Origin of the sequence: Bacillus sp. T33-2 (assembly GCF_002860205.1) — a bacterium.
Taxonomy (GTDB): domain Bacteria; phylum Bacillota; class Bacilli; order Bacillales; family Cytobacillaceae; genus T33-2.
The window spans coordinates 1-2,722 of record NZ_PGVB01000001.1 but is presented as its reverse complement, the minus strand read 5'-3'; the positions used below and the strand labels follow the sequence as shown (position 1 = coordinate 2,722).

Sequence of the window (2,722 nt, the reverse complement as noted above, 5' to 3'; positions counted from 1 at the left end):
AATGAAGGCAGACCCGGGGAACTGAAACATCTAAGTACCCGGAGGAAGAGAAAGCAAACGCGATTCCCTGAGTAGCGGCGAGCGAAACGGGATCAGCCCAAACCAGAAGGCTTGCCTTCTGGGGTTGTAGGACACTCTATATGGAGTTACAAAGGAACGGGGTAAATGAAGAGGTCTGGAAAGGCCCGTCAAAGAAGGTAAAAACCCTGTAGTTGAAACTTCGTTCCCTCCTGAGTGGATCCTGAGTACGGCGGGACACGAGAAATCCCGTCGGAAGCAGGGAGGACCATCTCCCAAGGCTAAATACTCCCTAGTGACCGATAGTGAACCAGTACCGTGAGGGAAAGGTGAAAAGCACCCCGGAAGGGGAGTGAAATAGATCCTGAAACCGTGTGCCTACAAGTAGTCAGAGCCCGTTCATGGGTGATGGCGTGCCTTTTGTAGAATGAACCGGCGAGTTACGATTACATGCAAGGTTAAGTCGAGAAGACGGAGCCGCAGCGAAAGCGAGTCTGAACAGGGCGAATTAGTATGTGGTTGTAGACCCGAAACCAGGTGATCTACCCATGTCCAGGGTGAAGGTAGGGTAACACCTACTGGAGGCCCGAACCCACGCACGTTGAAAAGTGCGGGGATGAGGTGTGGGTAGCGGAGAAATTCCAATCGAACCTGGAGATAGCTGGTTCTCTCCGAAATAGCTTTAGGGCTAGCCTCATGAGTTTAGAGTCTTGGAGGTAGAGCACTGTTTGGACTAGGGGCCCCCAACGGGTTACCGAATTCAGACAAACTCCGAATGCCAAAGACTTATCCATGGGAGTCAGACTGCGAGTGATAAGATCCGTAGTCGAAAGGGAAACAGCCCAGACCACCAGCTAAGGTCCCAAAGTATACGTTAAGTGGAAAAGGATGTGGAGTTGCTTAGACAACCAGGATGTTGGCTTAGAAGCAGCCACCATTCAAAGAGTGCGTAATAGCTCACTGGTCGAGTGACTCTGCGCCGAAAATGTACCGGGGCTAAACGTATCACCGAAGCTGTGGGTGGACACCATCTGGTGTCCGCGGTAGGAGAGCGTTCTAAGGGCGTTGAAGCAGGACCGGAAGGACCTGTGGAGCGCTTAGAAGTGAGAATGCCGGTATGAGTAGCGAAAGATGGGTGAGAATCCCATCCACCGAATGCCTAAGGTTTCCTGAGGAAGGCTCGTCCTCTCAGGGTTAGTCGGGACCTAAGCCGAGGCCGAAAGGCGTAGGCGATGGACAACAGGTTGATATTCCTGTACCACCTCTTTTCCGTTTGAGCGATGGGGGGACGCAGGAGGATAGGGTAAGCGCGCTGTTGGATTAGCGCGTCCAAGCAGTTAGGCCGCAAACGAGGCAAATCCCGTTTGCATCAAGGCGGAGCTGTGATGGCGAGGGAAATATAGTACCGAAGTTCCTGATTCCACACTGCCAAGAAAAGCCTCTAGCGAGGAAAAAGGTGCCCGTACCGCAAACCGACACAGGTAGGCGAGGAGAGAATCCTAAGGTGAGCGAGAGAACTCTCGTTAAGGAACTCGGCAAAATGACCCCGTAACTTCGGGAGAAGGGGTGCTCATTTGGGTGAATAGCCCGGATGAGCCGCAGTGAATAGGCCCAGGCGACTGTTTAGCAAAAACACAGGTCTCTGCGAAGCCGCAAGGCGAAGTATAGGGGCTGACGCCTGCCCGGTGCTGGAAGGTTAAGAGGAGGGGTTAGCTCACGCGAAGCTCTGAATCGAAGCCCCAGTAAACGGCGGCCGTAACTATAACGGTCCTAAGGTAGCGAAATTCCTTGTCGGGTAAGTTCCGACCCGCACGAAAGGCGTAACGATCTGGGCACTGTCTCAACGAGAGACTCGGTGAAATTATAGTACCTGTGAAGATGCAGGTTACCCGCGACAGGACGGAAAGACCCCGTGGAGCTTTACTGTAGCCTGATATTGAATTTTGGTACAGCTTGTACAGGATAGGTAGGAGCCTTGGAAGCCGGAGCGCCAGCTTCGGTGGAGGCGTCGGTGGGATACTACCCTGGCTGTATTGAAATTCTAACCCGCGCCCCTCATCGGGGCGGGAGACAGTGTCAGGTGGGCAGTTTGACTGGGGCGGTCGCCTCCCAAAATGTAACGGAGGCGCCCAAAGGTTCCCTCAGAATGGTTGGAAATCATTCGCAGAGTGTAAAGGCACAAGGGAGCTTGACTGCGAGACCTACAAGTCGAGCAGGGACGAAAGTCGGGCTTAGTGATCCGGTGGTTCCGCATGGAAGGGCCATCGCTCAACGGATAAAAGCTACCCCGGGGATAACAGGCTTATCTCCCCCAAGAGTCCACATCGACGGGGAGGTTTGGCACCTCGATGTCGGCTCATCGCATCCTGGGGCTGTAGTCGGTCCCAAGGGTTGGGCTGTTCGCCCATTAAAGCGGTACGCGAGCTGGGTTCAGAACGTCGTGAGACAGTTCGGTCCCTATCCGTCGTGGGCGCAGGAAATTTGAGAGGAGCTGTCCTTAGTACGAGAGGACCGGGATGGACGCACCGCTGGTGTACCAGTTGTCTTGCCAAAGGCATCGCTGGGTAGCTATGTGCGGACGGGATAAGTGCTGAAAGCATCTAAGCATGAAGCCCCCCTCAAGATGAGATTTCCCACAGCGCAAGCTGGTAAGATCCCTGAAAGATGATCAGGTTGATAGGTCAGAGGTGGAAGCGTGGCGACA

The 2,722-nt window shown here is 54.0% G+C and carries 1 rRNA gene; it reads left to right on the top strand.

The window, feature by feature from the left end:
- Nucleotides 1-2,722 (top strand): 23S ribosomal RNA (locus CVD19_RS00005); the annotation flags it as partial.